Raw genomic sequence first — 17,421 nt, forward strand, 5'->3', positions numbered from 1 at the left:
ACTTAAACCGAACCGCACGTCTTTACCGGAAACACAGAGCCAGATGCCGCCCGCTCTAAATAGCACGTGAGACGAGCTCCGCCGGCGATGTATCCCCATTTCTATTGGGAAGGTAAGTATCAGCGAGCTCCATGATCTCCTCAGCACCGTCTCTTTCTACGACTACCTGAGGCAAATCAATATTGGCAACCCCTGCAAAGGCATCTAAGTACTCAAGCATTGAATCAATCTCAGGATTCTTTTCACCCTTCGTAATCCTGGGCATCATCTTCTTGATCTGGTCAAATAGAGCCAGCGTAGACTCAGATGATGGGTTGATCCGAAGCTCTTCTCGTATCCAGAAGAGTGACGCTGACGCAGCCGTCTTCAGTCGCTTTTCCTTGGTCAGATCCTCGATTGCACGAACATAGCACTCCCTCCCGGTATCAAAATTTCCATTTCTATACGCAGCCAGGCCCAACGTGGCATACAAAACCGGGTAATCCTCGTCCAATTCGTTGTGCTTAAGGGCCCTGGCAACATCTTCAATCGCGCCTGAAATTTCCCCCAAATAAGATCTCGCAACAGATCGATTGTTAAGCAAGAGCGCATCATCCGGATGAGAAACAAGGGCCCGACTAGCGATGCGCTCCGATCGCTTATTCTGATCCACCGAGAAGGACGCAAACGAAGCCATTGCAGCAGGACGCGATGCAAATGGCTCGGAGGACAACCAGCTCTCCGAAGCGTCCAGCACCGCATCCCAATCATGCCTAACCCGGGCCGCCATAGCTCTAGCTTCGTCACTCCCTGGAACTTCCCAAGCTGCCTGCGGGATCACAATCTTGTGATCTTTTTCGCTTGCCCACTGCGTCTGCGCCAAAGAGTTTTCAGAAGGGGCATTCATGCTCTCTGCAAAAAGCTGCCGAGCCCGCTTGTGCTTACCGTTAGTCATTTCTAACGTAGCCATAGCTGCAGTGAGGTCACTGAGAAATGATGGGCGATAGTTAGAATCACCCAACATACGCAGAGCGTTTGCAGACCAGCTTCCCTTCATTCGATTTGAGTCAGCTATCGATATCTCGGCAGCCAAAATGCGGGGATCTATTTTCGCCAAGGCGCTGCGACGGATGACATAGAGAGCCTGTTCTGGATCTTGAATCTGAACAAACAGCCTCGCAGCAGCTCGAGTGATATAAGCGTTATTAGGCGCCAAGTGTAGAGCTGTCCACATTGCTTGGACCGCGCTTAATTCTTGACCAAGAATTAGGTGGCTTCTCGAAAGCTCTGACCAAGCCAAAGGTTGGCGTGGTTGAGCCTTGAGCGTCGATCTTGCTTTCGCGACCCCAGCCTTGGCTTGCTCGGCCGGATTTGATGGCTGATAGTTATCGTCCAATCCAGAAGATCGCGCAGACGACCAAAGTCGTTGGAGCCGCGACAGTTCTGGAGCCCACGTGATCTGGCCACTCGCGCCCCCGATGAAATGTGACTCAGCTATCTCAACGGTCAGATGCGGGTCACCGGAAATTTCCAGGCCACTTTCAAGTTGAGACACCCAGCGAGCAGCACGTGCAGGTACCTTTGACGTGCCTTGCAAATTGGAGTTCCGCTCACCCTTTGCCGCCGCGACCTCAGGCGAATGCCACCTCGGAACCATTCTTCGGCTAGCAAGGTTTTCTTCTGCCCAGGTGTCCTCTTCATCCTTGCGGGAGCTATCTTTCATCTCTTTTAGCCTTCAACGCCAAGTAGTCCAACATCGAGACTGCTCTGTGCATCTCGTAAGCTCTCTCACCCTTACTATTGAGTCTCCCGAGTCCACGTTGCAGCGGGTCCGGGTGACATAGGGACGAGACCAAGCTCGCCAAATGGCTAGCGATCGAAGCTGGAGCGACTGCGTTTATGGCCGGGTCAATGAGAAGTGCGTGCGCGGCCAACAAATCGGGCATAACCTCGCTATAGGCACCCGTGAATCCACTTGGCCTTAGTTCATCTGCAACGCAATGCAACATGAGGGCAGTTAAGGAACCGCCCACAAATGATGTGAAAATCAGATTCCCCAAGAGGAAAACATCACACCCATAGCGGCGACGTTGCCAAGGAATATTGCTCGTTAATGATTTCTCGTAGAGCAACTCATAGGGCGCATAACTGAGCTGACCAGCGTATGGCTCCTCATCGTGAGGCGGAGCAGGCAGATGGATACAAGAGGAACTTCCGAGGTCCGTAATCTTGATCCGGCCATCCTCAAAATATACGGCATTGCTCGGTTTTACATCCTGATGCGCCACCCCCACCCCGTGAAGTTGAACGAGGGCAGAGGCAGTTTGGCGTAAGGCGACGAGACGCTCCCAAGCAGGAACACCCTCCTGACCTGGCGGATGATAGTTGCGCAGTGACTTATCTGCGAACTCGCACACTATGAAATGGACAGGCTCACCTTCAACCATGACCACTCCGTGATCAAAAATTTGGGTGACCCGGCTCAGCTTGCGAGTTTTACAATGCTCGTGAACACGCTTCTCGTTATTGAACTCGCTTAGAAGTCTCTCGAGGCGCTCCGTATTACCCGCCAATTCGTCATGCTTAAAATCATATGCTTTAATAAAGGCTAGCCTGCCGGTGCCGGCAGCCACTGCTCTATAGCAGGCGCACCTACTGCCTTCATCATCGCCTGAATCTCTCATCAAGCGATCAGCAACCATCCATCGGTCGTTTAGAAGGCGCCCGGCCAACTTGTCGGCCGGGCCTAATTGAAGGACATCCACTGTCTTCACTCTCTAATAGATTTATGGAGCTCGCCTGTCAGCTTTGCTTCGCGGTTTGCCCGAAATAGAAGCCAGCTACCAAGGTCACCAACGGCGGAACAGTCGCCTTCACAAAAGCGAAGAAATCTTGCATCGCCGCGATGCGACTGTCCGGCGCGAAAATCAAGCAAGCAAGTGTTGTGAAAGTCAGAACCGCAAGAACGCCAAGAATCCATTTCGCAAGCGAGAACCGAGCATGATCATGCGGAAACTCAGTCGCTTGTCCTATGGTCTTCTCGACTTCCGAGATCTTCGTAGCAGCATCCTGCACGCGGGCAGGCCTAGACTGCTCTGGACCCACGTGCGGAGCCGTCATGGAAGGACGATCTCACGTTCCTTACTTCCGTCCTCAGTGACCAGGACGATTCGCTCACCCTTGGCCTTCGCGTCCTGGACGACCTTTAGGAGAGCGATTGCTCGTCGCACGATCTCCGACTTCGAAGTAGCGTCCGTGCTTTGCTTGAGCTCCTCAATGGTCTCAGTCAAGCGCTGATCAAACTTGAAGGTGGACAGAGTGGTTGACATCTCGTTCTCGCGTAGGTATGGGGTTGAACACGTTGTAGCGAATTGTAAATAAAAAATAGGTCAAATTGGTCGCAATCCCCCAAGAGAATTAGCTGCATCCTCTTAGCGAAGCTGAATAGAAAGGGACCATTCAGTGATGACCAAGGACCGAAATCTGCGCCAGTGGTGATCGTCGGGGCGCGACCAGTACCCTGCCGAGTCCGCGAATTACGGAGGCAATTACGGAGGCAAAGAAAAAGCGCCCGCTTGGGCGCCGTATGTGACTGATTGCATTGGTGGGCCGTGATGGATTCGAACCATCGACCAAAAGATTAAAAGTCTTCTGCTCTACCGACTGAGCTAACGGCCCCTGCATGCCCTGCCTTTCGGCGGGGTCGGCATTTTACCCTACTTTGATGGTCTGGTGGGAACACCATGGAGTGCGAACCAACGGTTCGCACCTTCCGGAGGGAGCCGGTTGCACCGGGCCATGCCAGGCGGAGAGCGTGCGAACCAACGGTTCGCACCTACCAGAAGGAGCCCGTAGCACCGGCCCAAGCCAGGCGGAGAGCGTGCGAACCAACGGTTCGCACCTACCGGAGGGAGCCGGTTGCACCGGGCCATGCCAGGCGGAGAGCGTGCGAACCAACGGTTCGCACCTACCAGAGGGAGCCGGTTGCACCGGGCCATGCCAGGCGGAGAGCGTGCGAACCAACGGTTCGCACCTACCAGAGGGAGCCGGCAGCGCCGGCCCATGCCAGGCGGAGAGCGTGCGAACCTACGGTTCGCACCTACCAGAGGGAGCCGGCAGCACCGGGCCATGCCAGGCGGAGAGCGTGCGAACCAACGGTTCGCACCTACCAGAAGGAGCCTGTAGCACCGGCCCAAGCCAGGCGGAGAGCGTGCGAACCAACGGTTCGCACCTACCAGAGGGAGCCGGCAGCGCCGGGCCATGCACGGCGGAGGGCGTGCGAACCAACGGTTCGCACCTACCAGAAGGAGCCGGTTGAACCGGGCCATGCCAGGCGGAGAGCGTGCGAACCAACGGTTCGCACCTACCGGAGGGAGCCGGTTGCACCAGGCCATGTCTGGCGGAGAGCGTGCGAACCAACGGTTCGCACCTACCGGAGGGAGCCGGTTGCACCAGGCCATGTCTGGCGGAGAGCGTGCGAACCAACGGTTCGCACCTACCAGGGGGAGCCGGCAGCGCTGGGCCATGCACGGCGGAGAGCGTGCGAACCAACGGTTCGCACCTACCAGCGGGAGCCGGTATCACCGCCCCAGGCCAGGCGGAGAGCGTGCGAACCAACGGTTCGCACCCACCAAGGGCCGGTTCGCATCCGCCGGGAATGCCGGCCAGCGGCCGGCACTACCGTCAGGCGTACAGCGTGGGGTCGGCTACGCCGGCGTCGGCGAAGCCCTGTGCGCGCAGGCGGCAGGCATCGCAATGGCCGCAGGCGGCGCCGTTGGCATCGGCGTTGTAGCAGGACACGGTCAAGCCGAAATCCACGCCCAGGCGCACGCCTTCGCTGACGATCTGCGCCTTGCTGAGGAACTGCAGCGGTGCGTGCACGGTGATGCCCGCTCCTTCCACGCCGGCCTTGGTGGCCAGGTTGGCCAGCGCCTGGAAGGCGGCAATGAACTCGGGGCGGCAATCGGGGTAGCCCGAGTAATCCACGGCGTTGACGCCGCAGAAGATGTCGTTGGCGCCGAGCACTTCGGCCCAGCCCAGGGCCAGCGACAGCATGATGGTGTTGCGAGCCGGCACGTACGTCACCGGAATGCCCTCGCCGCCCGCTTCGGGTACGTCGATGTCATCGGTCAGGGCCGAACCGCCGATGCTGCGCAGGTCCACGTCCACGGTCTTGTGGGCGATGACGCCCTGGGCCTTGGCCACGCGTACCGCTGCGTCCAGTTCGGAGGTATGGCGCTGGCCGTAGCGCACGCTCAGGGCATGCACGGCAAAGCCCTGTTCCTGGGCCATGGCGATGACGGCGGCTGAATCCATGCCGCCGGAGAGAAGCACGACTGCCTTCTTCATGGAAAAAATGTCCGGTTGGGAGGGGAAAGCCAGCACGCTGTCCCGCGCCGGAACTACATCAGGGCACAACGCCCAGGCTCATCGGCCCGGCTCGTCGTTCCACAGAATTTTATGCAACTGCATCTGGAAACGCACCGGCAAGCGGTCTTCCACGATCCAGTCGGCCAGCTGGCGGGCGGTGATCTCGCCCTTGCTGGGCGAGAAGAACACGGTGCAGCGCTCGACCAGCGCGTGTTCGGCCAGCATGCCCTTGGCCCAGTCGTAATCCTCGCGGCTGCAGATGACGAACTTGATCTGGTCGCGCGCGGTCAGCAGCGGCAGGTTTTCCAGGCGATTGCGCGCGGCTTCGGCCGAGCCCGGCGTCTTGATGTCCACAACGCGCGAAACGCGCGGGTCGACCGCGCTGACATCCAGTGCGCCGGAGGTTTCCAGCGAGACGTCCATGCCGGCATCGCACAGCTTTTCCAGCAGCACCAGGCAGCGCTTCTGCGCCAGCGGTTCGCCGCCGGTCACGCAGACATGGCGCACGCCCTGGGCCAGCACCTCGGCCACGATGTCGTCGATATCCCACCAGGTGCCGCCGTGGAAGGCATAGGCCGTGTCGCAGTACTGGCAGCGCAGCGGGCAGCCGGTGAGGCGCACGAACACGGTCGGCCAGCCGGCGGTATCGGCTTCGCCCTGCAGCGAGGTGAAGATCTCGGTGATCTTCAGCCGGGGCAGCGGCGACTGCACGATTTCGCTGGGGGTCGCGACGGCGGCGGACGGGGTAACGGCGGTCATGGCGGGGACTTCTTCATGGAACACGTGGCTGGGGGCTACCGTGGCTGGTAACGAATGCAGCCGAGCATGGCTCGGCTCTACAGCAGGCAACCGGGCAGCGTTACCGCCGCCGGAAACGAAAGCAGCCGAGCATGGGCTCGGCTCTACAGGTTGCGCATTGTACGCCCGGCAGGCAGGTCAGCGGATCTGCCGACCCAGGCGGATGGACTGCAGGCGGTCCTGCGCGGTGCGCGCGGCGTCCGAGCCCGGGTACTGCGCCACGACGGTTTCCAGGGTCTGCTGGGCCAGGTCGACCTTGCCCTCGCCATACTGCGAGAGGCCAACCTTCAGCAGGCCGCCAGAGGCCTTGTCGTGCGTGGGATAACGCGAGAGCAGTTCGCGGAACTGGGTCTCGGCCATCGGGAAATTGCGGGTGGCGTAGTAGCTCTCACCCAGCCAGTACAGCGCGTTGGGGGTGTAGACGCCGTTCGGGTACAGCTCCAGGAAGCTCAGGAACAGCTGCGCCGAATCGTCGTACTTGCCGGCCTTGAGCGCATCGAAGGCGACGTTGTACGAGGTGCGTTCGTCACCGGTGGCCGCCAGGCTGCCCGGGTCGCCATGCACCGATGGCGGCCGCTCGGAAGTGGCCGCTGCAGTGGGCTGCGCCGGGGCCGCGGGGGCCTTCGACGTGGTTGCCGGAACGGGCGGCAGGGCCGGCGGCGCTGCATTGCCCCCTTCCAACCGGTTCAGGCGGCTGTCCAGATCCAGGTACTGGTCCTGGGCGGACTGCTTGAGCTGGGCGTTTTCGTGCTGGATCTGCTCGAGGGTCGACTGCAGGCTGGTGACCTGCTGCCGCAGCTGATTGATCTGGTTCAACAGGTCCTGGTTGGCACTGTTGTTGTACATCTGCTGCTCGAGCGCGCCGACACGGTCGGCCAGGCTCTGTCGCTGTGCATGCGCCGGTGCGGCAGCCACAAGGGCTGCCGCAACGACCAGCATCAGTTTGATGCCGATGCGCATGGATTACTGCGCGGTGTAGACGATTTCGACGCGACGGTTCTGCGACCAGCAGGACTCGTTCGACTCGGTGCAGACCGGACGCTCTTCACCGTAGGACACGACGGTCAGCTGCGAAGCCGAGCCACCGTTGGCCTGCAGGGCCGAGTTGACGCCGTTGCCACGACGCTCGCCCAGGGCCTGGTTGTACGCGCGCGAACCGCGCTCGTCGGTGTGGCCCTGCAGGGTGATGCGCGAGGACGGACGGTCACGCAGGTACTTGGCATGGCAAGCCATGATCGCCTGGAATTCCGGCTTCACGTCTTCCTTGTCCAGATCGAAGTAGACAACGCGCTGACGCAGGCAGGCGTCGGTGTCCAGGTCGCCCGGGCCGTACAGGCCGGAGGTGGACGGACCGGTCGGAGCGGTGGTCGAGGTGCCGGTGTCGACCGAAGCCGGGGCTTCTTCCTTCACCTTCTTCGAGCAACCGGCCAGGACGGCCACGGACAGCAGGGAAACAAGCAGAACGCGGGTGGACTTGTTCATGGCAATACCTTTGTGGCTCCTAGGCCGATGAGGGGTCAAGACAGCGAAAATATTAACACTCTTTTAGCGCTGGGTACGGTATGGGGACCATGCCGGTTCGCGCACATCACCATCGGCCAGGACCAGGCGCTGGCGGACGCGCCCATCAGCCGAGACGGCATACAGCACACCACGGCCACCTTCGCGAGCGGCGTACAGCACCATGCTGGCGTTGGGGGCGAAGCTCGGCGACTCGTCCAGCGAGCCGACCGACAGGGTGTTCCAGCGCGGGGAGCCCAGCGAGCTGTCCATCACCGCGATCTTGTAGCTGTTGCCCGAGCCCTGTGCCACGGCGATCTTCTTGCCGTCATAGGACACCGAAGGCTTGGCGTTGTAGTTGCCCTGGAAGGTCACGCGCTCGGCGCTGCCGCCGCCCGCACCCACCTTGTAGACCTGCGGACGGCCGCCACGGTCGGAGGTGAAGTACACCGCGCTGCCGTCCGGGGCCCAGGTCGGCTCGGTATCGATGGCGAAGTGATTGGTCAGCTGGGTCAGCTGCTTGCTGCCCAGGTCCATGACGTAGATTTCCGGGTTGCCCGAACGGGACAGGGTCAGGGCCAGCTTGCGGCCATCCGGCGAGAACGCCGGGGCGCTGTTGATGCCGCGGAAGCTGGTAACCAGCTCACGGGCGCCGGTGGAGATGTTCTGGATGTAGATGGCCGAATTGCCACGCTCGAAGCTGACATAGGCCAGCTTGCCGCCATCCGGGCTCCACGACGGCGACAGCAGCGGCTCGGCCGAGCGGACGATGGTCTGCGGGTTGTAGCCATCCGAATCGGCCACCATCAGCGCATAGCGCATGGCATCGCCCTTGCCGCTGGCGGTGACGTAGGCGATGCGGGTCCAGAAGGCGCCGCGCACACCGGTGATCTTTTCGTAGATGGCATCGGCCATCTGGTGGGCCACATCACGCATGGCATTGCCGCGTGCGGTCATGGCCAGGCCCAGCAGGCGCTCGCCCTTGGGCACGTCGAACAGTTCATATTCCACACGGTAGGCGCCGGCACCGGCGTCCATCACCCGGCCGACCACGATGTAGTTCTGCTTCAGCGCGCGCCAGGTCGGGAACTGGATCTCACCGCCACGGGTCGGCTTTTCCACGATCTGCGCTTCGGGCAGCGTGCGGAACTGGCCCGAACGCTCCAGGTCGGCGCGGACAACGCCGGCCACGTCGGTCTGCGGGGCGCCCGCCGAACCCTGGTAGGGCATCGGCACGACGGTGATCGGCAGCGCGGAGGCATTGCCGCCGATGATGTCGATATCCAGCCCCTTCTGCTGCGCGACGGCAGCGAAAGGCAACAACAGGGCCGCAAACACGGCAAGCCAGCGAGGCATCTTCTTCATGGAGCGCTCAATAAAGGGGAAACCGGACAGATGGATAACAAAACGGGAGTGAACCGCTTCGCAATCATGAACCAAGGGTACGTGAATTCCGGGTCAGTGCCAGCGGACTGTCACGCGCAGTTAACTTCAGCGCCCCGCCGCGTGACGTGCGGACGGGGCTGTCCATGGACCCGCCCTCAGTCCTGCGCAGTGAAGGTCAGGTTGAGCGTGCGGTTGAACACCGACTCGAAGCCCCGGTACGGCAGGGGCTGGGCATTGAGCACCGCCGCTTCGATCGAGCGCTTGCCGGCCTCGTCATACGGGCAGTTGGCGCCCACCTTGGCCTGCAGCACCTGGCCGCCCGGAATCTGGGTGATGGTCACCTGGCAGCGCTGGCCCAGCGGCACGCTGTCCGGACGCGTCCAGGCATCGCGCACCTTGGCCTGGATCGCCGCGGCGTACTTGGCCGAAAGATCATCGCTGGTGCCCCCGCCGCCACCGGCCGGCTGGGCCTGACTGCTGTTGCTGGCTGCAGCGGCGCCTGCGGCATTGCGGGCGGCGGCCACCTGGCGCAGCTTCTGCTCGGCCAGCTTGGCTTCCTTTTCAGCCTGCTCGCGCTTGGCGCGGATGTCGGCGATCTTCTTCTGCCGATCGGCCTCGGCCTTGTCGGCCGCCACCTTCTGCTGCTCGGCGATCTTCTTTTTGGCGTCCTCTTCCTGCTGCTTGGCCAGGCGTGCCTTCTGCTCGGCTTCTTCCTGGCGCTTGCGCTCGGTCAGATCGATCTGCTCCTGGCGGCGCTTGGCTTCCTGCTCCTGCTTGGCCTTTTCCTGCGAGATGGCCAGGGCGTTGGCCGCTTCCTGGTCCTTGGTGTCCGGCTGGGCCACGCGCTCCTGCGCCTGTTGCTGCTGCGGCGTGGGCGCATCCTGCGGGCGCGGTTCCTCGATGGGCTGCGGCGGCGGAATGGTGTCTTCGGGCACGGCGACCGGCACCGGCTCGGGCACCGGTGCGGGCAGGTCTTCCAGCTTCTCCGACTGGCGCAGGGCCTGGCGCGCGGCGGCGGCCTCGGACGAAGACAGCGACAGGCTGGCCTCGACCGACGGATCGCCGGCGGCGGCTTCGGTATTGCGCTCCGGCGACCACAGCCAGGCCACGATGAACACCAGCGCGACCAGCAGGTGCACCAGCACGGCCAGGGCCAACGGCAGGCCCCAGCCCGGTTCCTGCTTGTGCGGCGGTGGCAGGGTGTCAGCGTGCATCGGTGGCCAGGCCTACCTTGTCGACTTTGGCGCGCTTGATGACATCCATCGCAGCGATGACCTTTTCATAGGCCACGGCACGGTCGGCGGCGACGATCACGCGCACATTCTTGTCCTGTGCGGCGATACCGGCCAGGCGGCCTTCCAGTTCCTCGGCGCTGACGGCGGCCGGCTCCTTGGCGTCGGGCAGTTTCAGGCTGAGCTGGCCGTCCTGGCGCACCGAGACGATCAGCGGATCCTGCTTGCTTTCCAGCGCCTTGGCGTTGGACTGCGGCAGGTCGACATCGAAGCTCAGGGTAAGCAGCGGCGCGGTGACCATGAAGATGATCAACAGCACCAGCATGACGTCGATGTAGGGAACGACGTTGATTTCCGATTTCAGCTTGCGGCGCTTGCGGCGGCCGATGGCAGCGGACATGGCTTGGACTCCCGGGTCAGTCGCTTACTCGTCGCCAGCGCTCTGGCGCTGCAGGATCGAGCTGAACTCTTCGGCGAAGGTCTCGAACCGCACCGACATGCGTTCCACGCGGGTGGTGAAGCGGTTGTAGGCCCACACCGCCGGGATGGCCACGAACAGGCCGATGGCGGTGGCGAACAGGGCCTCGGAAATGCCCGGCGCCACGGCGGCGATACCGGCCTGGGCACCGCTGCTGATCATGTCGTGCATGGTGACCATGATGCCGAACACGGTGCCGACCAAGCCCACGTACGGGGCGGTGGAGCCGATGTTGGCCAGCAGTTCGAGGTTGCGTTCGAGCTGGTCCACTTCACGGGTGTAGGTGGTGCGCATGGCGCGCTGGGCGCCTTCCAGCTGCGCGCGGCCATCCAGCCGACGCTTGTCGCGCAGGCGGCTGTATTCGCGGAAGCCGGCCTCGAAGATGGCTTCCAGCCCCCCCACGTTGCGGCTGCGGTCGGTGGCCGAGCTGTACAGCTTGCCCAGGTCGGCACCGGACCAGAAGCGGTTCTCGAACTCGTCCGCTTCGCGGGTGGCCTGCTTGAACACGCGGGCCTTGCGGAAAATGATCACCCAGCTGACGAACGAGCCGACCAGCAGCAGCAGCACGATGATCTTCACCGGCAGGCTGGCCTTGGCCATCAGTTCGAGGTAGTTGATGCCGCCGCCGGTGGTGGCCTGGGCAAGGGTCTGGGTCGCGGCGTTGCTGACATCGGCCGGCAGTGCCTCGGTGACCGTGGCCTGCAGGGCCAGGAGCGTTGCGATCATCCGTTGTTCCTCAAAGTTCGGATTCGGGGTGGAGGTGGGGTTGCAGCGCGGCCAGGACGATGTCGTCCATGCCACGCGGGCGGAAACTGGCCGCGTCCAGTGCAGCGATGCGGACCTGGGCAGACAGCAGCAGTTCGCCGTCGCGTTCGACCCGCTGGTCGAAGACCATGCTGGCCTTCTTCAGCTGGACCAGGGTGGCGCTCACCTGCAGGGCGTCATCCAGCCGGGCCGGCTTGATGAAGTCCATCTGCATCGAACGCACCGCGAACACCATGCCGTGCTCGCTGCGCATGCGCTCCTGGCCGTAGCCCAGCGCGCGCATCCATTCGGTCCGGGCCCGTTCCATGAAGGCCACGTAGCGGGCGTGGTAGACCACCCCGCCAGCGTCCGTATCTTCCCAGTAAATGCGTGTCGGCCAACTGAATCGGGGCTCAACCGACATCGGGAACCTCCGCAAACAGGTCCTGCGGCGGGTTCTTGGGCTTCAGGCCCATGTGCCGGTAGGCCTTGTGGGTGGCCATGCGGCCACGCGCGGTACGCACCAGGAAGCCCTGCTGGATCAGGTAGGGCTCGACCACGTCTTCCAGCGTGCCGCGCTCTTCGGACAGGGCTGCGGCGAGGGATTCGATGCCGACCGGGCCGCCATCGAAGTAGTCGACCATGGTTTTCAGCAGGCGCCGGTCAAGCTCGTCGAAGCCTTCCGGGTCGACCTTGAGCATTTTCATGGCGGCCTGGGCGACGGCTTCGTCGATGTGGCCGCCGGCCTTGACCTGGGCGTAGTCGCGCACGCGGCGCAGCAGGCGGTTGGCGATACGCGGGGTGCCACGCGCACGGCGGGCGATCTCCCCTGCCCCGTCGGCGGTGCAGTCGATGGCCAGGATGGCCGCCGAACGGCGCACGATGCGGGTGAGTTCCTCGACGCTGTAGAACTCCAGGCGCTGGACGATGCCGAAGCGGTCGCGCAGCGGCGCGGTCAGCAGGCCGGCGCGGGTGGTGGCACCGATGAGGGTGAACGGCGGCAGGTCGATCTTGATCGAGCGGGCTGCGGGGCCCTCGCCGATCATGATGTCGATCTGGAAGTCTTCCATCGCCGGGTACAGCACTTCTTCGACCACCGGTGACAGGCGATGGATTTCGTCGATGAACAGCACATCGTGCGGCTGCAGGTTGGTCAGCAGCGCGGCCAGGTCGCCGGCCTTTTCGATCACCGGGCCGGAGGTGACCCGCAGCGCCACGCCCAGTTCGTTGGCGATGACGTGGCTGAGGGTGGTCTTGCCGAGGCCGGGCGGCCCGAAGATGAGCACGTGGTCGAGCGCGTCGCCACGGGCCTTGGCGGCCTGGATGTAGATTTCCATCTGCTCGCGCACCGGGGCCTGGCCGAGGTAATCGGCCAGTCGCTTGGGTCGGATGCTGGCGTCGGCGGCGTCATCCTCGCGGGTGGCGCCGGCGCCGATGATGCGGTCGTCAGTCATTTGCTGATTATGCGGCAAAAGTACGGGTTTCTGCCGGGCTGCGCCCGGCACCCGCAGAGGCAACGGCAACATCCAGAGCAACTGCCGAAGCGGGCTTCCTGGGGAATGGCGGGGTGGGTCCGGTTGCGGGGGACGCTGCAAGTACGTCCATGTAAGCTCGGTCGCCGCATCCATGCGGCTTACGCCCCCGCAACCGGACCCACCCCGCCGTCGACAGTTTGCTGCGGTCTGTCGGAACGGCGTTCTGCTTTGATGGGTGCCGACCGTTGGTGGGCGCGGGGTCGGATCTGGTAGGTGTCGACCTTGGTCGACACGGTAGATCCACGCCATGCGTGGATGGAACAGAGCAGGAGAGCGGGCTCAGTTTCAGGCACGCAGCATCTCCGCAAGAGGAGCCCCCTTGTTGTTCAAGGGGGCGCGCCGATAGGCGGGGGGATAAGGTGGAATGCGCGCGGGGCCTGCGGTTTGCGTAGCAAATCGTGGGGCGTAGCGCAGGTGGAGATTAAATCTCCACCTGCGCGCCGAGTTCCACCAGACGGTTGCCCGGAATGCGGAAGAAGCCGGTGGCCGGGGCGGCGTTGCGATGCATCAGCGCGAACAGCTTGTCGCGCCAGATCGGCATGCCGCGGTTGGCGGTGGCCACGATGGTTTCGCGGCTGGCGAAGAAGGTGGTGTCCATCGGGTCGAAATAGATGCCGCCGTGGTCGCACGAACGCATCAGTGCCAAGGGCACGTCCGGCGTTTCCATGAAACCGAAACGCACGTAGACCCGGTAGAACTCATCGCCCACCGATTCGATCTTCAGCCGCTGCCCTTCCACTGCATAGGGAATGGGCAGGGTTTCCACGTGCAGGAACACGTTGCGCTCGTGCAGCACCTTGTTGTGCTTGAGGTTGTGCATCAGCGCGTGCGGGGCCACGGTCGGGTCGGCAGTGAGGAATACCGCCGTGCCCGGCACGCGGACCGGCGGCGCCAGCATCAGGCCCGGCAGGAAGGTGTCGATGCGGATGCCGTCCTTGCGGATCTCATCGCGCAGCAGTTCGCGGCCACGGCGCCAGGTGCGCATCATGGTGAACAGGAAGATGCCCAGCACCACCGGGAACCAGGCGCCCTGCAGCAGCTTGGCGCCGTTGGCGATGACGAAGCCCAGGTCGATGATGAAGAACACCACGCACAGCGGCAGGATCCAGTTGCGCGCCTTCGGCCACAGCGAGCGGGCCACCAGGGCCAGCAGCAGGGTGTCGATGAGCATGGTGGCCGACACCGAGATGCCGTACGCCACGGCCAGGTTGGACGAGCTGCGGAACGCCAGCACCAGGCCGATGACCATCACCGCGATGCCCCAGTTGATGCCGGGGATGTAGATCTGGCCGATGGTGTCGTGCGAGGTGTGCTTGATGCGCATGCGCGGGATGTAGCCCAGCTGCATGGCCTGGCGCGATACCGAGAACGCGCCGGTGATGACCGACTGCGAGGCGATCACCGCGGCCATGGTGGCCAGGATGATCATCGGGTACAGCGCCCAGTCCGGCACGGCCTCGAAGAACGGGTTCTTCACCGCCTCGGGGTGGTTGAGCACCAGAGCGCCCTGCCCCAGGTAGTTCAGCACCAGGCACGGCAGCACGAAGAAGTACCAGGCGTGGCGGATTGGCTTGGCACCGAAGTGGCCCATGTCGGCGTACAGCGCTTCACCACCGGTAACGGCCAGCACCACCGCGCCCAGGATGAAGATGCCGTGCCAGCTGTGGTCCATGAAGAAACGGATGGCCCACCACGGATTGAAGGCCTTCAGCACTTCCGGCGAATCGAAGATGTTGTAGATGCCGATGGCGGCCAGCGAGATGAACCAGATGGAGGTGATCGGCCCGAACAGCTTGCCGATCTTCTCGGTGCCGAAGCGCTGCACCGCGAACACGGCCAGCAGCACCACCACGGTGATGGGTACGATGAAGGCGTGCAGGCCCGGGGCGGCCACCTCCAGGCCTTCCACCGCGCCCAGCACGGAAATGGCCGGGGTGATGACACCATCGCCGAAGAACAGCGAGGCGCCGAAGATGCCGAGGATGCCGACCACATAGGCCGAGCGCGAGCCGTTGCGCAGGGTGCGCTGGGTCAGTGCCATCAGCGCCATGATGCCGCCCTCGCCGTCGTTGTCGGCGCGCATGATGATGGTCACGTACTTCAGGGTGACCACGATGTTCAGCGCCCAGAACGCCAGCGACAGCACGCCCAGCACGGTGTCATGGTCGCTGTTGAGCCCGTAGTGCGGCGAGAACGCTTCCTTCAGGGTGTACAGCGGGCTGGTACCGATATCGCCGAAGACCACACCGATCGCACCGATGATCAGCGCCAGTCCCCCGGCCGGGGGGGCGTGACCATGGCCGCCGGGGGCGGCTGCGTGCGGGGTTTGACTGCTGGACATGGCTCTCCTGGCGAAGCTCAGGCGGTTGGAAGGTGGGAGGCGGTACGCTTCAGCGCAGCGCCGATTGCAGGGCCTTGCGGATGACAGTGGCCACTTCGTCGCCTTCATTGAAGGCATCACGGGCCATGCGCGCCGCTTCAGCCGGCTTGTAACCCAGCTGCTGCAGGGCCACGGTGGCGTCGGACAGCGGATCGGCCGGGGCCGGGCCGCTGCCGGTGGGCAGTGCGCCGCCGGCACCGAACTGGGCGGCGCGGTCGCGCAGTTCCAGCACCATGCGCTCGGCGGTCTTCTTGCCGATGCCGGGAATGCGGGTCAGCGCGGTGATGTCACCGGCCTGCACCATGCGTGCGAATTCCTCGACGGTGACGCCGGACAGCACGGCCAGCGCGATCTTCGCGCCGATGCCGCTGACCTTCTGCACGTCGCGGAACAGCCGGCGCTCCCCTTCGCGCAGGAAGCCATACAGCGAAACGCTGTCTTCCTTCTGCGAATAGTGGGTGTACAGGGTGACCTCGCGGCCAAGCTCGGGCAGGTCGTAGAAGGTGCTCATCGGCGCCTCCAGTTCGTAGCCCACCCCGTTCACATCCACCACCAGCCACGGCGGCGCCTTGTAGGCGACGATGCCGCGCAGTCGACCGATCATTGCGTGCAGCTCCTCATTTGCGGCCCCACGCCTGGCGGGCACTGAGCCCCAGGCGGTTGGCCGTCGCCCTTACGTGGGCATGGGTGATCGCCACCGCCAACGCGTCGGCCGCGTCGGCCTGCAGCTTGGTTTTCAGGTTGAGCATGAGCCCGACCATGTGTTGAACCTGTTGCTTTTCAGCGCCACCGCGCCCGACCACGGCGAGCTTGATCTCGCTGGCGGCGTATTCGTGCACCGGCAGGTCGCGCAGCACCACGGCCGAAATGGCCGCGCCACGGGCCTGGCCCAGCTTCAGCGCCGAATCGGGGTTGCGGGCCATGAAGACCTTTTCGATGGCCACTTCGTCCGGCTGGTACTCCCGGCACAGATCGGCCAGGCCCAGCACCAGCAGCTTCATGCGCTGGGGGAAATCGTCGGCACCCAGCAGCACCAGCGGCTGGTGATGCACGTGGCTGACCTTGCCGGTGGCATCGACGTCAATGATGCCGACCCCGGTCCGCTGCGAACCGGGGTCGATGCCGAGGATGCGGGTCATGCGGCGCTCCTGGCCGGGCGGAACGGGAAACGCTGGCAGGGCAATGGGTTCATGACTGTCCGCGGTGACCGTTCAACGGCCCGCGCCCAGACCGTCGAGGACGGTTCAGGCGTAGGCGTCGGCGCCGAGTTCGGCGTTGGAGTACACGTCCTGCACGTCGTCCAGGTCTTCCAGCATGTCCAGCAGCTTCTTGACCTGCAGAGCGACGTCGCCTTCGACCTTGATGTCGTTGTCCGCGCGGAAGGTGATCTCGGCGTGGTCGGCGACGTGGCCGGCGGCGGCCATCCCGTCCTTGACCGCGTTGAACGCGTCCGGACTGGTGACCACGTCGATCGAGCCGTCGTCCGGGTAGACCACGATGTCATCCGCGCCGGCCTCGATGGCGGCCTCGGTGATGGCTTCTTCATCGGCGCCCGCAGCGAAGTGCAGCACGCCCAGGCGCTTGAACATGAAAGCGACCGAACCTTCGGTGCCCATGTTGCCGCCGCACTTGCTGAACGCGTGGCGGACATCGGCCACGGTGCGCACGCGGTTGTCGGTCAGGCAGTCGACGATGACGGCCACGCCGCCCGGGGCGTAGCCCTCGTAGCGGATTTCCTCGTAATCGACGCCTTCCAGTTCACCGGTGGCCTTCTTGATGGCGCGCTCGATCACGTCCTTGGACATGTTCACGCCCAGACCCTTGTCCATGGCCACGCGCAGGCGCGGGTTGTTGTTGGGGTCGCCTCCACCGCCGCGCGCAGCAACGCTGATCTCGCGGATGATCTTGGTGAAAATCTTGCCACGCTTCGCGTCGGACGCGTTCTTGCGGGCTTCGATGGAGGGGCCTCTACCCATGGGTGCTACCGTCTGGCTGCTTCAGGATCAAGGCGCGGATTCT

17 protein-coding genes and 1 tRNA gene are annotated in these 17,421 nt (G+C 63.6%); all 18 read right to left on the reverse strand.

Going from position 1 to position 17,421, the window contains the following annotated elements:
- Positions 1–55 precede the first annotated feature (55 nt).
- On the reverse strand, positions 56–1,702 hold the full coding sequence (locus tag C1924_RS20355) for a hypothetical protein (RefSeq protein WP_159094813.1): 1,647 nt from the start codon (positions 1,700–1,702) through the stop codon (positions 56–58).
- The gene (locus C1924_RS15280; protein ID WP_159094814.1) at positions 1,692–2,681 is read right to left on the reverse strand and encodes a hypothetical protein; all 990 of its coding nucleotides are present in this window, start codon (positions 2,679–2,681) and stop codon (positions 1,692–1,694) included. The genes C1924_RS20355 and C1924_RS15280 overlap by 11 nt, the downstream gene beginning before the upstream one ends.
- Positions 2,682–2,781: 100 nt before the next feature.
- Complete coding sequence (locus tag C1924_RS15285) at positions 2,782–3,054, reverse strand: hypothetical protein (RefSeq protein ID WP_159094815.1); 273 nt, start codon at positions 3,052–3,054, stop codon at positions 2,782–2,784.
- A 527-nt stretch (positions 3,055–3,581) separates the two neighbouring features.
- A tRNA-Lys gene (locus C1924_RS15295) sits at positions 3,582–3,657 on the reverse strand.
- 1,005 nt (positions 3,658–4,662) lie between these two features.
- The gene (queC, locus tag C1924_RS15300) at positions 4,663–5,328 is read right to left on the reverse strand and encodes a 7-cyano-7-deazaguanine synthase QueC (RefSeq protein WP_108766065.1); all 666 of its coding nucleotides are present in this window, start codon (positions 5,326–5,328) and stop codon (positions 4,663–4,665) included.
- A 78-nt stretch (positions 5,329–5,406) separates the two neighbouring features.
- Entirely contained in the window at positions 5,407–6,108 is a 702-nt protein-coding gene (queE, locus tag C1924_RS15305) for a 7-carboxy-7-deazaguanine synthase QueE (protein ID WP_108766066.1), read from the reverse strand.
- Positions 6,109–6,285: 177 nt separating this feature from the next.
- Positions 6,286–7,107, reverse strand: a complete 822-nt coding sequence (ybgF, locus tag C1924_RS15310; RefSeq protein ID WP_108766067.1) for a tol-pal system protein YbgF — start codon at positions 7,105–7,107, stop codon at positions 6,286–6,288.
- A gap of 3 nt (positions 7,108–7,110) precedes the next feature.
- On the reverse strand, positions 7,111–7,629 hold the full coding sequence (pal, locus tag C1924_RS15315; protein ID WP_108766068.1) for a peptidoglycan-associated lipoprotein Pal: 519 nt from the start codon (positions 7,627–7,629) through the stop codon (positions 7,111–7,113).
- Between the two features lie 63 nt (positions 7,630–7,692).
- Positions 7,693–9,012 carry a Tol-Pal system beta propeller repeat protein TolB gene (gene tolB, locus C1924_RS15320; RefSeq protein WP_108766069.1) on the reverse strand — a complete coding sequence of 440 codons (1,320 nt, stop codon included), beginning with the start codon at positions 9,010–9,012 and terminating at the stop codon, positions 7,693–7,695.
- A 176-nt stretch (positions 9,013–9,188) separates the two neighbouring features.
- The gene (gene tolA / locus C1924_RS15325) at positions 9,189–10,247 is read right to left on the reverse strand and encodes a cell envelope integrity protein TolA (RefSeq protein ID WP_108766070.1); all 1,059 of its coding nucleotides are present in this window, start codon (positions 10,245–10,247) and stop codon (positions 9,189–9,191) included.
- Positions 10,237–10,665: a protein TolR gene (gene tolR / locus C1924_RS15330; RefSeq protein WP_108766071.1), complete on the reverse strand. Its 429-nt coding sequence runs from the start codon at positions 10,663–10,665 to the stop codon at positions 10,237–10,239. Before tolR ends, tolA begins: the two co-directional genes overlap by 11 nt.
- A gap of 24 nt (positions 10,666–10,689) precedes the next feature.
- A complete protein-coding gene (gene tolQ / locus C1924_RS15335; protein ID WP_079222896.1) occupies positions 10,690–11,469 on the reverse strand; it encodes a protein TolQ in 780 nt (259 codons plus the stop codon).
- 10 nt (positions 11,470–11,479) lie between these two features.
- Positions 11,480–11,911 carry a tol-pal system-associated acyl-CoA thioesterase gene (gene ybgC, locus C1924_RS15340; RefSeq protein ID WP_108766072.1) on the reverse strand — a complete coding sequence of 144 codons (432 nt, stop codon included), beginning with the start codon at positions 11,909–11,911 and terminating at the stop codon, positions 11,480–11,482.
- Positions 11,901–12,941: a Holliday junction branch migration DNA helicase RuvB gene (gene ruvB / locus C1924_RS15345; protein ID WP_079222898.1), complete on the reverse strand. Its 1,041-nt coding sequence runs from the start codon at positions 12,939–12,941 to the stop codon at positions 11,901–11,903. The genes ybgC and ruvB overlap by 11 nt, the downstream gene beginning before the upstream one ends.
- A gap of 502 nt (positions 12,942–13,443) precedes the next feature.
- Positions 13,444–15,363, reverse strand: coding sequence for a potassium transporter Kup (locus C1924_RS15350; RefSeq protein WP_108766073.1), 1,920 nt, complete (start codon positions 15,361–15,363; stop codon positions 13,444–13,446).
- Between the two features lie 49 nt (positions 15,364–15,412).
- Positions 15,413–16,006, reverse strand: a complete 594-nt coding sequence (ruvA, locus tag C1924_RS15355; RefSeq protein WP_005410756.1) for a Holliday junction branch migration protein RuvA — start codon at positions 16,004–16,006, stop codon at positions 15,413–15,415.
- A 13-nt stretch (positions 16,007–16,019) separates the two neighbouring features.
- Positions 16,020–16,541 (reverse strand): crossover junction endodeoxyribonuclease RuvC, encoded by a 522-nt coding sequence (gene ruvC / locus C1924_RS15360; protein ID WP_108766074.1) that lies wholly within the window; start codon positions 16,539–16,541, stop codon positions 16,020–16,022.
- A 105-nt stretch (positions 16,542–16,646) separates the two neighbouring features.
- Positions 16,647–17,378 carry a YebC/PmpR family DNA-binding transcriptional regulator gene (locus C1924_RS15365; protein WP_108766075.1) on the reverse strand — a complete coding sequence of 244 codons (732 nt, stop codon included), beginning with the start codon at positions 17,376–17,378 and terminating at the stop codon, positions 16,647–16,649.
- Positions 17,379–17,421 lie beyond the last annotated feature (43 nt).

This window comes from Stenotrophomonas sp. ESTM1D_MKCIP4_1, from assembly GCF_003086895.1.
Classification (GTDB): Bacteria; Pseudomonadota; Gammaproteobacteria; order Xanthomonadales; family Xanthomonadaceae; genus Stenotrophomonas.